Source organism: Butyribacter sp. (assembly GCF_056818865.1).
The window spans coordinates 69,054-84,700 of record NZ_DBLYGC010000015.1 but is presented as its reverse complement, the minus strand read 5'-3'; the positions used below and the strand labels follow the sequence as shown (position 1 = coordinate 84,700).

At 35.8% G+C, this 15,647-nt stretch carries 12 protein-coding genes; 10 read left to right on the top strand and 2 right to left on the bottom strand.

Annotated elements, in window-relative coordinates:
- Positions 1-109: 109 nt before the first annotated feature.
- From ACZLXV_RS08570 to ACZLXV_RS08550, 5 genes are read left to right on the top strand one after another with little or no spacing between them, the layout of a single operon-like run.
- Positions 110-1,021 (top strand): DUF4430 domain-containing protein, encoded by a 912-nt coding sequence (locus tag ACZLXV_RS08570; protein WP_482383131.1) that lies wholly within the window; start codon positions 110-112, stop codon positions 1,019-1,021.
- Positions 1,022-1,037: 16 nt separating this feature from the next.
- Positions 1,038-1,877, top strand: coding sequence for an energy-coupling factor transporter transmembrane component T (locus ACZLXV_RS08565; protein WP_482383130.1), 840 nt, complete (start codon positions 1,038-1,040; stop codon positions 1,875-1,877).
- Positions 1,878-1,915: 38 nt separating this feature from the next.
- On the top strand, positions 1,916-3,652 hold the full coding sequence (locus ACZLXV_RS08560) for an ABC transporter ATP-binding protein (protein WP_482383129.1): 1,737 nt from the start codon (positions 1,916-1,918) through the stop codon (positions 3,650-3,652).
- The gene (locus ACZLXV_RS08555) at positions 3,642-4,646 is read left to right on the top strand and encodes an ECF transporter S component (RefSeq protein ID WP_482383128.1); all 1,005 of its coding nucleotides are present in this window, start codon (positions 3,642-3,644) and stop codon (positions 4,644-4,646) included. The genes ACZLXV_RS08560 and ACZLXV_RS08555 overlap by 11 nt, the downstream gene beginning before the upstream one ends.
- 27 nt (positions 4,647-4,673) lie before the next feature.
- Positions 4,674-6,476: a fibronectin type III domain-containing protein gene (locus ACZLXV_RS08550; RefSeq protein ID WP_482383127.1), complete on the top strand. Its 1,803-nt coding sequence runs from the start codon at positions 4,674-4,676 to the stop codon at positions 6,474-6,476.
- A 117-nt stretch (positions 6,477-6,593) separates the two neighbouring features.
- On the opposite strand, the gene ACZLXV_RS08545 is transcribed toward ACZLXV_RS08550, so the two are convergent.
- Positions 6,594-8,684 (bottom strand): aminopeptidase, encoded by a 2,091-nt coding sequence (locus tag ACZLXV_RS08545; protein WP_482383126.1) that lies wholly within the window; start codon positions 8,682-8,684, stop codon positions 6,594-6,596.
- 56 nt (positions 8,685-8,740) lie between these two features.
- On the bottom strand, positions 8,741-9,904 hold the full coding sequence (locus tag ACZLXV_RS08540; protein ID WP_022225535.1) for a CgeB family protein: 1,164 nt from the start codon (positions 9,902-9,904) through the stop codon (positions 8,741-8,743).
- A 245-nt stretch (positions 9,905-10,149) separates the two neighbouring features.
- Here ACZLXV_RS08540 and ACZLXV_RS08535 point away from each other — a divergent pair, with 245 nt between their 5' ends.
- The 5 genes from ACZLXV_RS08535 to ACZLXV_RS08515 all read left to right on the top strand — a co-directional run bounded on the left by ACZLXV_RS08535 (position 10,150) and on the right by ACZLXV_RS08515 (position 15,588).
- Positions 10,150-11,919, top strand: coding sequence for a methyl-accepting chemotaxis protein (locus ACZLXV_RS08535; protein WP_022225536.1), 1,770 nt, complete (start codon positions 10,150-10,152; stop codon positions 11,917-11,919).
- Positions 11,903-12,730, top strand: a complete 828-nt coding sequence (locus ACZLXV_RS08530; RefSeq protein WP_022225537.1) for a DNA-3-methyladenine glycosylase family protein — start codon at positions 11,903-11,905, stop codon at positions 12,728-12,730. Before ACZLXV_RS08535 ends, ACZLXV_RS08530 begins: the two co-directional genes overlap by 17 nt.
- A 21-nt stretch (positions 12,731-12,751) precedes the next feature.
- Positions 12,752-13,222, top strand: coding sequence for a tRNA adenosine(34) deaminase TadA (gene tadA / locus ACZLXV_RS08525; RefSeq protein WP_482383125.1), 471 nt, complete (start codon positions 12,752-12,754; stop codon positions 13,220-13,222).
- Between the two features lie 72 nt (positions 13,223-13,294).
- Positions 13,295-13,999, top strand: coding sequence for a YoaK family protein (locus ACZLXV_RS08520; protein ID WP_482383124.1), 705 nt, complete (start codon positions 13,295-13,297; stop codon positions 13,997-13,999).
- Between the two features lie 221 nt (positions 14,000-14,220).
- Positions 14,221-15,588 (top strand): MATE family efflux transporter, encoded by a 1,368-nt coding sequence (locus tag ACZLXV_RS08515; protein WP_022225540.1) that lies wholly within the window; start codon positions 14,221-14,223, stop codon positions 15,586-15,588.
- Positions 15,589-15,647: the final 59 nt, after the last annotated feature.

Here is a 15,647-nt window from a genome sequence, read left to right as displayed (position 1 = left end):
GCGAACAATTTCGATGAGCCTTGAGGCTCAAGCAGGAAAAAGCCCCTTATAGGGGCAGAGCAAACCACCGGCTAAGCCGGTGGTTATGATTTTATTTGGAGGAGCCAGATTGAAGAATTATAGAAAATATTTAGTGCCGTTTATTTTGATAATACTTATTGCAGTCGGCATTTCAAAACTTAATATAGAGTCGGTAAGCAGAAATGAAAATGTCAACAAGGTTGAAATGAAAGGTGCAGAGGCAACTGCTGGAGAAAGTGAAAAAACAGCCGAAAACAGTACGGAGTCTAATGAAGTTTCAGATAATAAAAAGGAAGAAAATGACGTCACCGATAAAAACGGTGAAAAGAGCGATAAAAATAATAATACTGATTTAAAAAACAGCAAAAAAAATAAAAAAAAGAATAAATCAGAAAAACAAGAAGAAAAGAAAAAATCTGATAAAAACAGCGGGAAAACAGATAAAAAGTCTTTAGGGAAAAATGACGGGAAATCGTCAGAAAAAAAACAAAATAAAGTAAAAAAACAGAATGATAACAGCCGGGACAATAGTAAAGATAAGCCTAAAAAGACAACTGCACCGTATAAAAAAGAGCAGCCGGCAACAAAAGAACCGGAAGAAAACAAAGAATATGTAAAATGTAATATAACGATTGACTGTTCTATACTTCTTTCAAACATGGATAAACTTGAAAAAAATGTGAGAAAGTATGTGCCAAAAGATGGCAGGCTGCTTGATAATATAGAGATAAAAGTAAAAAAAGGAGCATCAGTTTATGATGTGCTTGTGGCTGCATGTAAGGAGAAGAATATTGCATATGATGCAACATATTCTGCCATATATAATTCATCATATGTAAAGGGAATAGGTTATCTTTATGAAAAGATGGCAGGAGATATGAGCGGCTGGCTTTATCTTGTTGATGGGAAAACGCCGAATGTCGGGGCATCAGCATACAAGATAAATGGGGGCGAACAGATAGAATGGATGTACACATGCAGTGGAAGGGCAGGAAGCTGACGGAGGCAGTATTTAAATGAAGAAGGAATTATTGAGAGAACTGCATCCGGCAGTAAGTATGTTTTATTTTGTAATGCTGCTTATCATAATAATGTTTTCTCTAAATCCTATAGTCATAACAGTGTCATTTGTTATTTCAATAATATCTGTTTTGAGACATAAAGGGTTTAAAACATTAAAAACGATGACATTATTTTTTATACCTATATTTTTATTTTCTGTAATATTACTGCCGCTGTTTAATCATAATGGAGTAACAGCTCTGTTTTATATAAATGACATGGCGGTGACACTCGAAAATATTGTATATGGTCTGATTATGACAATGATGCTCATGGGGGTATCACTTTATTTTGTGACAGCGGGATGCATGACAGATTCAGAAAAGATACTATATGTAACAGACAGAATATCGCATAAGCTTTCGCTTATAATATCTATGGTGTTACGTTTTATACCAATGATGATAAGAAGATGGCATGAAATACATGAGGCACAGCTTGGTATGCTCTGCGCACAGGGCACCGGTTTTATGGCAAAAGCAAAGCAGTATACAAAGGAACTTTCAATACTTATTTCATGGTGTCTTGAAAATTCCATTGATACTGCGGTATCAATGGAGTCAAGGGGATATGGAACAGGCAGAAGGAGCAGTTATCATAGATTCAGGTTGAAAAAAGCAGATGTAATTTTTTTGATATTATTTATGGTATTGTCATTTTTTATTGTTTACACATTTGGCATCGGAAAATTTGAGACATATTATTTTCCGGAAATATATATAAAAAGAACGGATGCTGTCTCATATGCAGCTTTAATATCTGAAATTATATATATGTCTTTTGTGATAATTTAACAGTTAACACAGGTTTTTAAAATAAGGAAAGAGATAAAATGCTTAAGTTTGATAAAGTTTCATTCAGGTATCCGGGACAGTCAGAAAATGCAATAACCGATATATCATTTGAAATAAAGAAGGGTGAGTTTGTTTTGCTCTGTGGTGAGTCAGGCTGTGGCAAAACTACTTTATTAAGGCATACAAAGAAAAATCAGATCCCTACAGGTCATGGCTGCGGAAAAATGTATTTTGAAGGTAAAGACATTGAGATGCTTGACGAAAGGGAGAGTGCTTCATGCATAGGATATGTGGGGCAGAGCCCTGATGGTCAGATTGTAACAGACAGGGTATGGCATGAGCTTGCTTTTGGACTTGAAAGTCTTGGATACGGAAGAGAAGAAATGCGCAGAAGAATTGCAGAGATGTCAGAGTATTTTGGTATAAGCGGCTGGTATGAAAAAAAGACGGATGAATTGTCGGGTGGTCAAAAACAGATATTAAATCTTGCTTCTGTCATGGTAATGCATCCAAAATTGCTTATACTTGATGAGCCGACATCACAGTTAGACCCGGTTTCTTCTGACAGATTTTTGCAGAATATAGTGAAACTAAACAGGGACTTTGGAGTTACAATTCTTATTTGTGAGCAGAGGGTACATGAAGTTATTGCAAGGGCTGACAGGGTTATGCTTATGAAAGATACAAAGCTTATCGGATTTGATAAAGTGCACAAGATAGCCGGTCAGATGAAAGAAAGTGCAAGTAAAGTTTATGATGCACTTCCGGGATATATGAAACTTTGGCTGAAATACGGAAGTGAAGGAAGTCTGCCGCTGACGATAAGAGATGCAAAAATGTGGATAGACAGTATAAAAAGCAGATTTGATGTTGAAACAGAAGACAAAAATCCGGCATTTGAAAAAGTTGTATTGACAGGTGTACCCAAAAAAACTTCTGAAAAACAAAAAAAAGATATATTACTGTCAGCCGGACATCTGAGTTTCTCATATAATAAAAATAAAATATTAAAAGATTTCTCCATAGATATATCGGGAGGAAAAATATATGCAGTTATGGGAGGAAACGGTTCGGGAAAAACAACCGCTTTAAAAATCCTTGCAGGAATTTACAAGGCAAAGAGCGGAAAAATAAAGAGAAAAAAAGATTTGAGAGCAGTATACCTTACACAGAATCCGCAGACGGTATTTACTGAGATAAATGTTTATGATGAACTTAGAGAAGTTTTTACAAGTCATAAGGATTTCTTTAAGAATGAATATACAAAATATCAGGATAATGGTAGGAAAAATACACAAAAGTATGAGTGTTTTGTTGATACAAAGATAAATGAAATGCTTGGAAAAATGGAATTATCAGATTTGTCTTTGAGACATCCTTTTGATATAAGCGTGGGGCAGCAACAGCGGCTTGCAATTGCAAAGGTATTACTTTTAAAACCGGATGTATTGCTGCTTGATGAGCCTACAAAAGGTCTTGACGGTGAGTTTAAGAAAAAACTGGCAGGCATATTAAAAAGAATGACAATAAACGGCATAGCGGTTGTGCTTGTATCGCATGATATTGATTTCTGCTCAGAAAATGCAGATGTATGTGGACTTTTATTTGACGGAGAGATGGCAGGAATGCAGTCTGTTGATGACTTTTTTTCAAATAATTATTTTTATACAACAGATATCTGCAGAATGTTTTCAGACTTGTATGAAATGACAGCAGGAATTAAAAGGGATTTACCGGTAAATTACAGACAGGCGGTGGAAATGTTTGAGGGATAAATATGTAAGTCGAAGAAATTATGATGAAGAAGAAGTAAAAAGAAATATATTGAAAAGAAAAATATCCGTATGGCTTGTGATTATTATTTTGATACCGGAGTTATTGTATATATCAAGTTATGTATTAAAACAAAGACATTATCTGTTTATAAGCCTGTTTCTGCTTGCAGCGGTAATGCTTCCGTTTTTTATCAGTTTTGAGTATAAGGCGGTAAGAGCCAGAGAGATAGTGCTGCTTGCCATGATGATATCATTTTGTGTGGCGTTTAATCTTTTATGTGCCCACACAATACCGCTTCACGGTGGGAGTGCTGTTGTAGTATTATCAGGCATTGCACTCGGTCCGGAAGCAGGCTTTCTGACAGGAGCTTTGGGTAGATTTATTTGTAATTTTTTTGACGGTCAGGGACCTTGGACGCCTTGGCAGATGGCATCGTGGGGAATTATAGGTTTTATAAGCGGGGTTGTGTTTGTGAGATATGAAATGCCATCTAAAAAAGAAACGGATAAAGTTGAAAAAAAGTGTATCGGCGTTGTTTACAGGTTGAGGAAAAACAGTCCGTTTGTGCTGCTTTTTGCAAGTGTAATTTTGTTTGAAACGGCAGGTTATCTATTTGTGGTTTTAACAGGCAGGGATATGGCAGACACAAAGGGAATAATGCTTTATATATTTGGTCTGGCAGGACTTGTGGCAGGGGGGCTTTTACAGAGAAAAAGGCTTCAGACTGACAGTATAGTGATGGCAGTATTTACATTTTTGGTAATATTTATAATATATGGCGGAATAATGAATTTTGCAGCACTAATAATGCAGAGTTCATATATGGAAGGTGAAAAAATAAGCCTTGCCGCATTGAAGGCACTTTATATAACAGGAGTGCCGTATGATATAATGCATGCCGCAGGAGCAGCGTTATGTGTATTTTTACTTGGAGAACCATTCCTAAAAAAAATAGAAAGGGTTCAGATAAAGTACGGGATATACCGTAACTAAAAACATTTTTAAACGGAGGTAAAAAAGATGAGGAACAAAAAAGCGATAAGTATTGCATTATCGGCAGTAATGGCATTTACAACAGCATTTGGAATGACAACTGTAAAAGCAAATGCAGAAGAAAAGGAAAAAATTGTTGTATATGTGGCAGCAGAAGGAAAAAATGCGTCAGGCTCAGCAGTTGAAATGGGAAAGACAGCAGTGCAGCTTGACGAAGGTGCAGTAGCAGAGGATGCTATCAAAGCAGCTCTTGACAAGTCTGCATATAAGGACAACTATAAAATTTCTACATCTGCCTGGGGAGACAGTCTGGATTCAATTTCTGACTTAAATATGTATAATGTTGGAAATGACTGGTATTACTGGAGCTTTTGTGTAAATGGTCAGTATGCAAATCTTGGAATCAGCAGCCAGAAAGTAAATGATAATGACAAGATAAGTCTTATCTACAGCTATGACAATTACAACACAAGTGCAGCATGTTTTAACGACGATACATCAAAAAATCCTGAGGGATTTTCTGCATATTCAGAAAAAGCTAAAAAGGCACAGGATGTACTTGCACAGAAAATATATGACACAACATTTAAAGGCGGAGAGTATGTACCGGGTGTAGAAGATTCATCAGGACTTTATACTGTATTTTCACTTGCAAGAGCAGGATTTAAGGCAGATAAATTTTACGATTCTGTTTATGCAAAAGTAAAAGCACAGCTTGGAGCAATCAAGACATCAACAGGTAAATTTTATGATGATACAAACAAAAAATATGTATCACAGGAAAGTATTTTAAAGGATGGTGCAGCAAGTCAGACATATGCAAAGATTGCACTTTGTGTGACAGCTCTCGGAAAAGATGCATCAAACGTAAACGGATTTAATCTTATAGAAAAACTTGCGGACAAGAGTGTCTACGAAGCATCAAGCATTTACAGCAGAGAGACAACAATACTTATGGCAATCGACTCAAAAAATTATGAATTACCAACAGGTGATAATTATCTTACAAGAGCAGAACTTGTAAATAAGACAGCTGCAGATACAGATAATCAGATTGCAACATCAATTGACTGGAACAGCATTGACAGTGCAGTAATGCAGATACAGCCGCTCTGTGTATACCAGACAAAAGATGTAGACGGAGTAGATAAATCAGCCGTAAAGAAAGCTTGTGATAAAGTTCTTAACTTTATGTACAATAAGCAGGGAGCAGATGGAACATACGGTGATTCATACTCAGCAAGCAATGTATGGACAACAGCACAGGTAATGATAACAGCAGGATTATTTGGAATAGATGCAGCAACAGAAGAAAATGGCACAGACTTTATAAAGAACGGTGTAACACTTTATGATGATGCATTGGCATTTGTGGATACAGACAACAATACAGTAGATGAAAAACTTATGGCATTCCAGCCGGAACAGCTTCTCAGAGGTTTCAATGCTGCGATAAGAGCATCAGAAAAGACTGAGCTTATGCTTCCGGTAGAAACAGCAGAATACACAGCATCAGATGATGCAACATATACACTTCCAACAGAGAAAGTTACTCCTGTAAAACTCGCAAAAGCAAAAATAACAAAGCTTACAGCAGGAAAAAAACAGCTCACAGTTAAATTTGCAAAAGTAAAACTTGCAAAATCTTACAAGGTACAGGTTTCAACAGACAAAAAATTCAAGAAAAATGTTACAACAAAAACAACAAAGAAAACAAGTCTTACAATAAAGAAACTTAAATCAAACAAAAAGTATTATGTAAGAGTTCAGGCTGTATCAGGAAAGAACACAGGTGCATACAGTGCAGTGAAGAATGTTAAGGTAAAATAAATTATAAGCAGAAGTAATTTATTAGAGTTATAAAATTATATAGGCAGCTGCGGAAAGAACTAAAATCTGCAGCTGCCTTTTCTTGTCGTATATTGAAAAGCAAAAACAAATCTAATCTTAATCATCAAAAACTTCATTCAGTGCTTCAGTACCTTCAAGTACAAAGCGGCCGTTTTTGATAATATCTATTGTCTCACCTGAGCACGTATGAACAATAATATCACCGAGTTCCGAATAAGGAATTGTAATATCGGTGTGGCAGTTAAAATATGCTTTTTCAGGTTCACTATTTCTGAGTTTGGAAAAATCATTTTCCTTTGCTACCATCTGTCTGCCGTCAGGATTGCAGGTTACAAGTTCTTCCTCATGTGAAAAGCAGGTATCACCGACGGCAAAGTGAGGTCCGGTCTTTTCTGCAATAAGAATAGGCAGCAGACCTGAAATATTATATTTTAATCCCATCATGTAGGCGGTAGTGTTTGTTCCGATTGCAAATTCGCCGATAGGTAGAGTATCATGCCTGTAAAGTACATTTTCATGAATATATTTTTTATTGTCGGCTTCGTTATCAAAGTTTTTGCAGGTATAATCAGTAACACAGCCATCTTTGAAAGTAAGTTCAAGTTCTTTATATTTTAAATTATCAAGATAGACTTCTGTTACATGAAGAATACCTTCTGTACCTTTTAATTCCGGTGATGTAAACACTTCGCCGAGAGGAATATTTACATCATCAAGACAATTTTCAAAAACTGTCTGTTTTTCAGGGTCAGTCTTTTTTACAAGATTAACTTTTATGTCAGTGTGATTGTTGCCGCGACCGGTAACTGTTACATAATCACCTTTATCAAGTGCTGAAATTATTTTTGTCTGTATCTTTTCATATTTGTCAGAATCAAGAGTATTGACTTTTACGGTCTCCTCAAAAATCTTTTCAAAGTTTTTTCCAATGTCAGGGACAGGAAATGCAATAATAGTAAAGCTTATTTTGTCCTGTGGAATATAATTGTTTGTGAGCATACCCTTTTCAGAACGGAATGCAATAAGCTGTTTCTGATGTTTGTCACTGTATTTAGGCAGACAGTCTTTTTCGACAGGTGTGAAAGGTTTTTCACCAAAGCTTTCTATGAGTGCGGGACCGGCAAATTCACCGGCAGAATCTTTCATAGATTCGTATGCAAGCTTGTATTCTGAAAGCTGCCTGTCGGCAAATCCCTTATCGAAAATAATGGCAAGGTCATTGCGGTGGTCGTATTCATATTGCTTATTTGCAGACGCACCATGAAATCCGACTTTATACATGGAAGTTCGTGCCGTAATAGCAGTTGAAGCACGGTAAATTACAGGCTCAAGTCCACTATCCCTGAATTGTGAAACAGCGGATTTTATGATACGCTCAAAGCCGAGGGGGTATCTGATATTAACAGTTTTTTTGCATGACATATCCATATTGTAGACCTTATATCCCTTTATGATACCCTGAGTAAAGGTGCGGGCTATTGAATCTATTTTATCCTGAGAAAGACTGTTTAAATATTTTGCAATGTTTATTTCATTTTCGGTAACATATTCTCCGAAAAAATATAAGTATCTCAAATCTTCAAGATTTTCATTCATTATAATATCTTTAATAAAAGACATTTCAGGATTGAGCATATCATTGAGACCGGCTTTTATTGTAATGTCACTGTAATCAAAGAAATAATAATAAAGTGCTGATTTAATCTGTTCAGGTTTGAAATCAGGTTCTTCAAAAAGATTGTATATTTCAATAAAAAGTTCAAAGATAGTGGTTAGATTAAAAAGGCGTTCTTCAATGGCACTTGGGATATTGCTGCGAAGTTCAGCATATAAAGCACTGAGATAAACACCTGTTTCCTGACCGAATCTTTTGACGGCATATGCAGGATTTGTATAGCTTGTTTCGTAGCGGCCTTTTTCAATATCTTCATAGAGACATTTGTTTAAATGGAAAAGTTCGGTTTCGGTTAAAGTCCTTAAAATTCCGCTTTTTGATAAATTGTATATCTCACTTAACTGTAATGCAAAATAAGAAGTTTTTATAAAATAACTGTTTAAATGTTTGTCAGAAAGAGTAATTGTCTGATCCCACAATTCGGTGTGAATTGTACGGATTCGGTTGACGGCAAGACTAAACCTCTCCTCATACTTTATATTATCATCTGCAATTTGTTTTATGTTTGTCATAATACACCCCATTTCCGTGTGAAAACTCAGTTTACACTATTTTTCTACTTTCCATTTTAAATAAAATTTTTGACGGTATCAAGTATTTTTTTTATGCGGATGTCGATTGTGTGACAGCTGCTGATTTTAGCATAGGCATTCTTAATGATTTTTGTGCGGAGTTCATCATTTTTTAGATAAAATGCTGATTTATCAATAAGTTCATCTGCCGATTCATATATAACAATGTCTTTGTCCGGTTTGAAAAAATTTAAAAGTTCCTGTCTAAAATCAGTCATAAGAAAACCACGGCAGCTTAAAATATCCCATACACGCAAGGAAATACCGGATGAAATATTAGGTATAGTCATATTGAGGTTGATTTTGCTCTCATTGAAGATAAAAGGCATTTTGTTTACATAATCAACGCTGCCATGAGAATTTACAAGCGGAATATCGGAGGTATCACTGTTTGTAAAAAGGTGTACCCGGTGGATAAAATGGCTTGAAAGTAAATTAAGATAGTTTTTGCGTGTTACAGAGGCGGCTTTAAAGCCGAGTACTGTTGTTGAAAACAATTTATTGGTTGTGACGAAAGAGTCGTCACTTTTATTATATTCGGTTATTTCCTCGAGCATACTGCATATTTCGGGAGTGAGGAGTTTTTCTAATATATTTCCGCCTGAAATCTGTGTCTGTGCATATATCGCACCGTCTAGATAACCGTAAAGATAATCGGGAAGTCTGTTTCGTATATTATCATAAGAATTTTTTTCATAGAGACTTCCGACAAAAGAAATGTCATATTTTAATGATGTTTCAGAAGGAAGTATGTCTTTATATCTTTGTACATTTGCGGCAAGAGGAAGATAAAAGATATTTTTTATGCCCATATTTTTAAATTCAGAAAAATTTGAATAATCAAATTCAAAAATTATGTTTGTATCAAAAAAGACAGAATTATGATACATTGCAAGTAAAGGTGCGTCACAGTTCCAGCAGACATATAAGGTATCTGCAGCATGACACACATTTGCGATAAGCGGAAAATAATTTATTGAAAAGCAAAAATCGTAATCATTATTTTTTAATTCGGCTGCCAGTTTTTCGCAAAATAAATCATCATTTTCATAGTTTGATATGGTTTCGGTAAAGCAACTGCAGGTACATCCTGAGTTTTTTAAAGTTTTTTCTATATCTGACTGGTTGTAAGAATTCCAACGGTATATCAATATATTCATTTTAGTTTTTGCTGCAAAATGCAAATGACAAAAGTGCAGAGCAATCCTTTCTAAAAAATATGGAGAAATAAAAAATCCTTTGCCCCTTGCATCATATGATAACAAAAGGCGAAAATAAATGCTATATATATGAACAAAAAATGTACTACAAATGACAAGTATGTTATGATTTATTTATGGTTATATTTATGTACGTTTTTTTGGAAGAAAACATTACATACAAACAAATTGGAGGATTATAGAATATGAAGAAAAAAAGTAAAATGACAGTAGGAATGCAGCTTCTTTTGGCACTGGGACTTATGTTCCTGAGTGTGTTTATTGTCGGAGCATGTGGCTATCTCATGAGAAACAATTCTGTTGAAGTGGAAACTGAGCTTTACAATAATTATGGAGAAACGCAGGGAGAAGCTGCTATGGGATTTGCAGAGTTTCAAAATGTCAAAGTCCAGCTTAGAAATATACTGTATATTTATGTCGGTGATGACACGAATTTACAGGCGTCTAAGAAGAGTATAGAGAAAGCAAAAGATATTGTAAACGAATATATGACAGAGGTAAAGAGTGACCTTAAAGACTCCGGAACAAAGGCATTGTACGAAAAGGTAAAGAAAAATATAGACGCTTATTTTGATGATACAGACAAATGTATTGAATATTTTGATGCAGGAAAAATTCAGGATGCAAGAAATTATCTGCATGACAATGGAGTGAAAAGTGCCAACACAGCAGAAGAAAATATCAAAAAACTTATAAATGAGATTGACAAATATGCACAGAAAAAGCAGAATTATGTTACTGAACAGAATAAAATCGGTGATTATTTTGTTGCAGTTGTGATGCTTTTAGCTTTGTTAAATGCCTGCGTAGCGTTATGGTTTATAACGACGACAATAAGAAATCCGCTTGTTGAGCTTGCAAAAGCTGCAAAGAAAGTTTCGGCAGGCGAGGTTGATGTGGATATTACACCATCTAAAATAGATAATGAAGTCGGTGCTTTAGTTGATGGTTTTCAAGCAATGATTGCTAATCTTAAAAAGCAGGCAGAGGTATTGGGAAAGATTGCTGACGGAGATTTTACCGTTTCATATCAGCCAAGTTCTCAAAATGATGTAGTAGGAAATGCGATAGTAAGACTCATAGAGGACAATAACACGGCATTTTCAAAAATCAGAAATGCTGCAGAGCAGATAGACAATGGTTCTTCTCAGATAGCATCAGCAAGCCAGACGCTTGCACAGGGTTCATCTGAGCAGGCAAGTGCCATACAGCAGATAACGGCATCTGTTACCGATATTGCAAATAAGACAAAAGATAATGCAAGGAAGGCATCAGAGGTAAATGACATTGTTATTCGTGCAAAAAGTGATGCTGATGAAGGCAACAGATGTATGAAAGAAATGATTGTTGCAATGCATGAAATAAATGAAGCATCAGAAAATATACAGAAAATTATCAAGGTTATAGACGATATAGCATTCAATACAAATATCCTCGCTTTAAATGCGACAGTGGAGGCAGCAAGGGCAGGAGAGCAGGGAAAAGGCTTTGCAGTAGTTGCTGAGGAAGTAAGAAATCTTGCAGGACGTTCTGCAGAAGCATCCCGTCAGACAGCAGAAATGATAGAGGATTCCATAGAAAAAGTGAAACATGGTTCTGCTCTTGTTGGAGATACGGAAAGAGCACTGGAAGTTATATCTGATATGATAGATAATATAATGGGACTTAGTGCAAATATTTCAAGTGCTTCATCAGAGCAGGCAACGGCAACTTCACAGATTGATGACGCACTTGCACAGGTGGCACAGGTTGTACAGACAAACTCGGCAACAAGTGAGGAATGTGCTTCGGCAAGTGAAGAATTGTCGGGTCAGGCACATGGACTTGAAAATATATTGACAAGATTTAAAATAAAAGACGGACAAAACAATTTTGGATATATATCAAATAATGGTATATCAGATGATTACAACAGTGATATAAGATTGGAAACTACTTATGATACAAAATATTAAAAATTTTGATTTGGAACAGATTGCGGACTCAGGTCAGTGTTTCCGATGGAGAAAAATCGACGAGGGTAAATATCTCATCCCGGCATATGACCATATTGTCACGGTGGCACAGTCAGGAGAAAAATTTGAATTTTCCTGTACGGAGGCAGAGTATCAGATAATATGGAAACATTATTTCGATTTAGAATTAGACTATGGAAAAATAATAGCGGCAATAGATAAAAACGATACATTTCTCAAAGAAGCGGCAGAGTACGGAAGCGGTATCCGAATTTTGAATCAGGAATTGTGGGAGATGATAATCTCATATATCATATCCCAAAATAATAATATTCCACGAATAAAAAAGGGAATAGAGGCAGTATGCGACAGATATAAGGCTGTCATCTGCAAGGACGAACAAGATAATTTAGAAAAGACTGAAAATGAAATATATGGATTTCCGCATCTTACTGATATTGAAAAAAACGGAGGCAGACAGAGTCTTAGTGAACTCGGACTTGGATACCGTGATGAGTATATATGGCTTATGTGTGAATATGAGCATGAAAATAAAGTCTTTTTTGATAATCTCAGAAAGTGTGATTATGAGCAAAGCATGAAAATGCTTATGGAACATAAAGGAATAGGCAGAAAAGTCGCAAATTGCATAAGTCTTTTTGGACTTCACCATCTTGATGCATGCCCTATAGATGTATGGATGAAAAAAATAATAGACGAGGAATATGGTGGAATACAGCCAAAATGGATGAGTGACAGGTATGCTGGAATCTATCAGCAATATGCGTTTTTCTATAAGAGAAGTAAGTAGGTAAATAGGTGGAAAGAATAAATGAACAATGATGAAAGATATATGAAGGAGGCTTTAAAGCAGGCAAAAAAGGCAGCTTTAATTGATGAAGTACCGATAGGCTGTGTTATTGTGCATGATGAAAAAATAATTGCGAGAGGTTATAACAAGCGAAATAAACTTCACAGCACTCTTGGTCATGCTGAAATATCAGCCATAAAAAAAGCAAGCAAAGTGCTTGGTGACTGGCGACTTGAAGAGTGTACCATGTATGTTACACTGGAACCATGCCCTATGTGTGCGGGGGCTATAGTTCAGGCGAGAATACCAAAGGTAGTTATAGGAGCAATGAATCCAAAAGCAGGCTGCGCCGGAAGTATTTTAAATATGTTTCAGATAAAGGAGTTTAATCATCAGGTGGAGTCAGTTGACGGAGTTTTGCAAGAGGAATGCCGGCTTATGATGAAGAATTTTTTTAAAGAATTGAGAGAAAAGAAGAAAATAAAAAAATAGGATTGTTTGACAATAAAAAAATGCTCTGCTATAATATATGCGCTTAATTTTATGAAGAATCGAGGCAGAGAAATGAACAGTGATAATGAGGTATCAGATGAGTTTCGCAAAAAGCTGCATTGTATGATGGCATTTATAGGAGGTTATATCGGAGCGTACGCACTTTTAAACAGGGCGGATGTATTTGGAAATGCACAAACATCAAATCTTATACATGTAGCTATGAGTATAGTTGGAACAAATTTTTTCGATTTGTTTATCAGGCTTGGCGGGGTCGTACTTTATATGGCAGGAGTAGCGCTTGTGGTAATATGGCCTAAGTGTACAAAAATAAGTGTTCATTATCTGGCAGTTATAGTAGATGCATTTGCGTTTATAATGCTTGGATTTTTCCCTAAAGACATGAATATTATCGTGTCGCTTTATCCGGTATTTTTTGCGGCAGCAGTTCAGTGGACATCATTTTCAGGTGTTTACGGATACAACTGCTCAACGATATTTTCAACGAACAACCTGAAACAGTTCACTATGGCAGAAGTTGAATATATCTGCAGTCATGACAAAAAGTTTAGTCATAAGGCAAAATTTTACGGAAGTGTACTTATAACTTATCATCTTGGTGTTGCATGTGAATTTTTTGCAAATCAGGTATTTGGAATAAAGGCATCATGGCTGGGATTGATTGCCGTAGCGGCAGCATTTGTTATGGTGTCAGTTGAACAGGGAATGTTATCCGGAGTATTGAGGACAATATTTGGAGTAAAAACGACAGCATAGGAAATATTGTTATTAACTAAAGTTTTTATAAGCGGCTATAAATATACAAATAAAAGTAAATATAAGTAATAACTATACAAATATATAAGTAATAAATAACTGAGTAGCAGTATGCGTAAATCCGAGTTGGTGGATTTACGCATATTTTAACTATACAAGAAACAGATGGATAGTGTTAACTACACTATTTACCTAGAATACGTACGGAAATGAGGGATAAAATGAGTAATACAGAAAACAAAAATCCATTGGAGGTACTTCCTATAAATAAACTTTTGGTAAAATTTTCAGTGCCAAGCATAATTGCTATGCTTGTGACGGCATTGTATAATATTGTAGACCAGTTTTTTATCGGACAGTCTGTAGGTTCACTTGGAAATGCTGCAACAAGTATATCATTTCCGTTATCGATAACATGTATTGCGATAGCACTGCTGTTTGGAATAGGCGGTGCGTCGGCTTTCAATCTTTCGATGGGAGCGGGAGACAAAAAAACTGCCGCATATTATATTGGAAATGCCGCCGCAATGTTGTTTTTGTGCGGTCTTGTTCTGTGCATTATCAGTGAGATATTTTTAAAGCCAATGCTTTTGTTTTTCGGTTCATCAAAAAGCGTGCTTCCGTATGCGATGACGTATACAAGAATAACGGCGATAGGATTTCCGATGGTTATACTTACGGCAGGCGGAGGTCATCTTATAAGGGCTGACGGAAGTCCAAATATGTCTATGATGTGTAATCTGATAGGAGCAGTTATAAATACCGTATTAGATGCAATATTTGTATTTGGAATGAATATGGGAATGGCAGGAGCAGCACTAGCCACAATAATAGGACAGTTCGTATCTGCGGTAGTTGTGATTGTTTATATGTTTCATTACAAGACGGTAAAACTGCAGAAAAAACATCTTGTTATACGTTCAAAATATATAGGAAGAGTAGCCGCATTAGGAGGTTCGCCGTGCAGTAATCAGGTGGCAATGATGGTGGTACAGATAATTTTAAACAAGTCATTAAAACATTATGGTTCTTTGTCGGTGTACGGAGAGGATATACCGGTGGCATGTGTCGGCATAATAACAAAGGTAAATCAGATGTTTTTTTCATTTGTTATAGGATTGTCACAGGGACTTCAGCCGATTGCAAGTTACAACTACGGGGCAGGAAAATTTGACAGGGTAAAAAGTGCATACAAAAAATCTATTTTATGCGGTTTTACAATGTGTATAATTGCATTTGCAATGTTCCAGATTTTCCCAAGACAGATAATATCAATATTTGGAAAAGGTGACGAGACATATTACAGATTTGCAATAAATTATTTCAGAATATTTTTATTCTGTACATGTGTAAACTGTTTACAGCCTATTACATCAACATTTCTCACTGCAATCGGAAAACCAAAGGGCGGTATGTTTTTGTCGCTTACAAGACAGATAATATTTTTACTTCCACTGATTGTAATATTACCGCTTATTATGGGAATAGATGGTATAATGTATGCGGGACCGATAGCTGACGGACTTGCGGCAGTTGTGGCTGTAATTATGATAAAGAGAGAATTTTCAGAGGAAAATTATAGGAAATAAGTTGAAATAAAAGTCAAAATATGTAATTATTGTTGATTAAACATAAAACAGAAATGAGG

Coding starts and splice junctions, on each gene's coding strand:
- ACZLXV_RS08565 (WP_482383130.1), top strand. CDS start 1,038: ATGAAGAAGGAATTATTGAGAGAACTGCATCCGGCAGTAAGTATGTTT.
- ACZLXV_RS08560 (WP_482383129.1), top strand. CDS start 1,916: ATGCTTAAGTTTGATAAAGTTTCATTCAGGTATCCGGGACAGTCAGAA.
- ACZLXV_RS08550 (WP_482383127.1), top strand. CDS start 4,674: ATGAGGAACAAAAAAGCGATAAGTATTGCATTATCGGCAGTAATGGCA.
- ACZLXV_RS08545 (WP_482383126.1), bottom strand. CDS start 8,684: ATGACAAACATAAAACAAATTGCAGATGATAATATAAAGTATGAGGAG.
- ACZLXV_RS08540 (WP_022225535.1), bottom strand. CDS start 9,904: ATGAATATATTGATATACCGTTGGAATTCTTACAACCAGTCAGATATA.
- ACZLXV_RS08535 (WP_022225536.1), top strand. CDS start 10,150: ATGAAGAAAAAAAGTAAAATGACAGTAGGAATGCAGCTTCTTTTGGCA.
- ACZLXV_RS08530 (WP_022225537.1), top strand. CDS start 11,903: ATGATACAAAATATTAAAAATTTTGATTTGGAACAGATTGCGGACTCA.
- tadA (WP_482383125.1), top strand. CDS start 12,752: ATGAACAATGATGAAAGATATATGAAGGAGGCTTTAAAGCAGGCAAAA.
- ACZLXV_RS08520 (WP_482383124.1), top strand. CDS start 13,295: ATGAACAGTGATAATGAGGTATCAGATGAGTTTCGCAAAAAGCTGCAT.
- ACZLXV_RS08515 (WP_022225540.1), top strand. CDS start 14,221: ATGAGTAATACAGAAAACAAAAATCCATTGGAGGTACTTCCTATAAAT.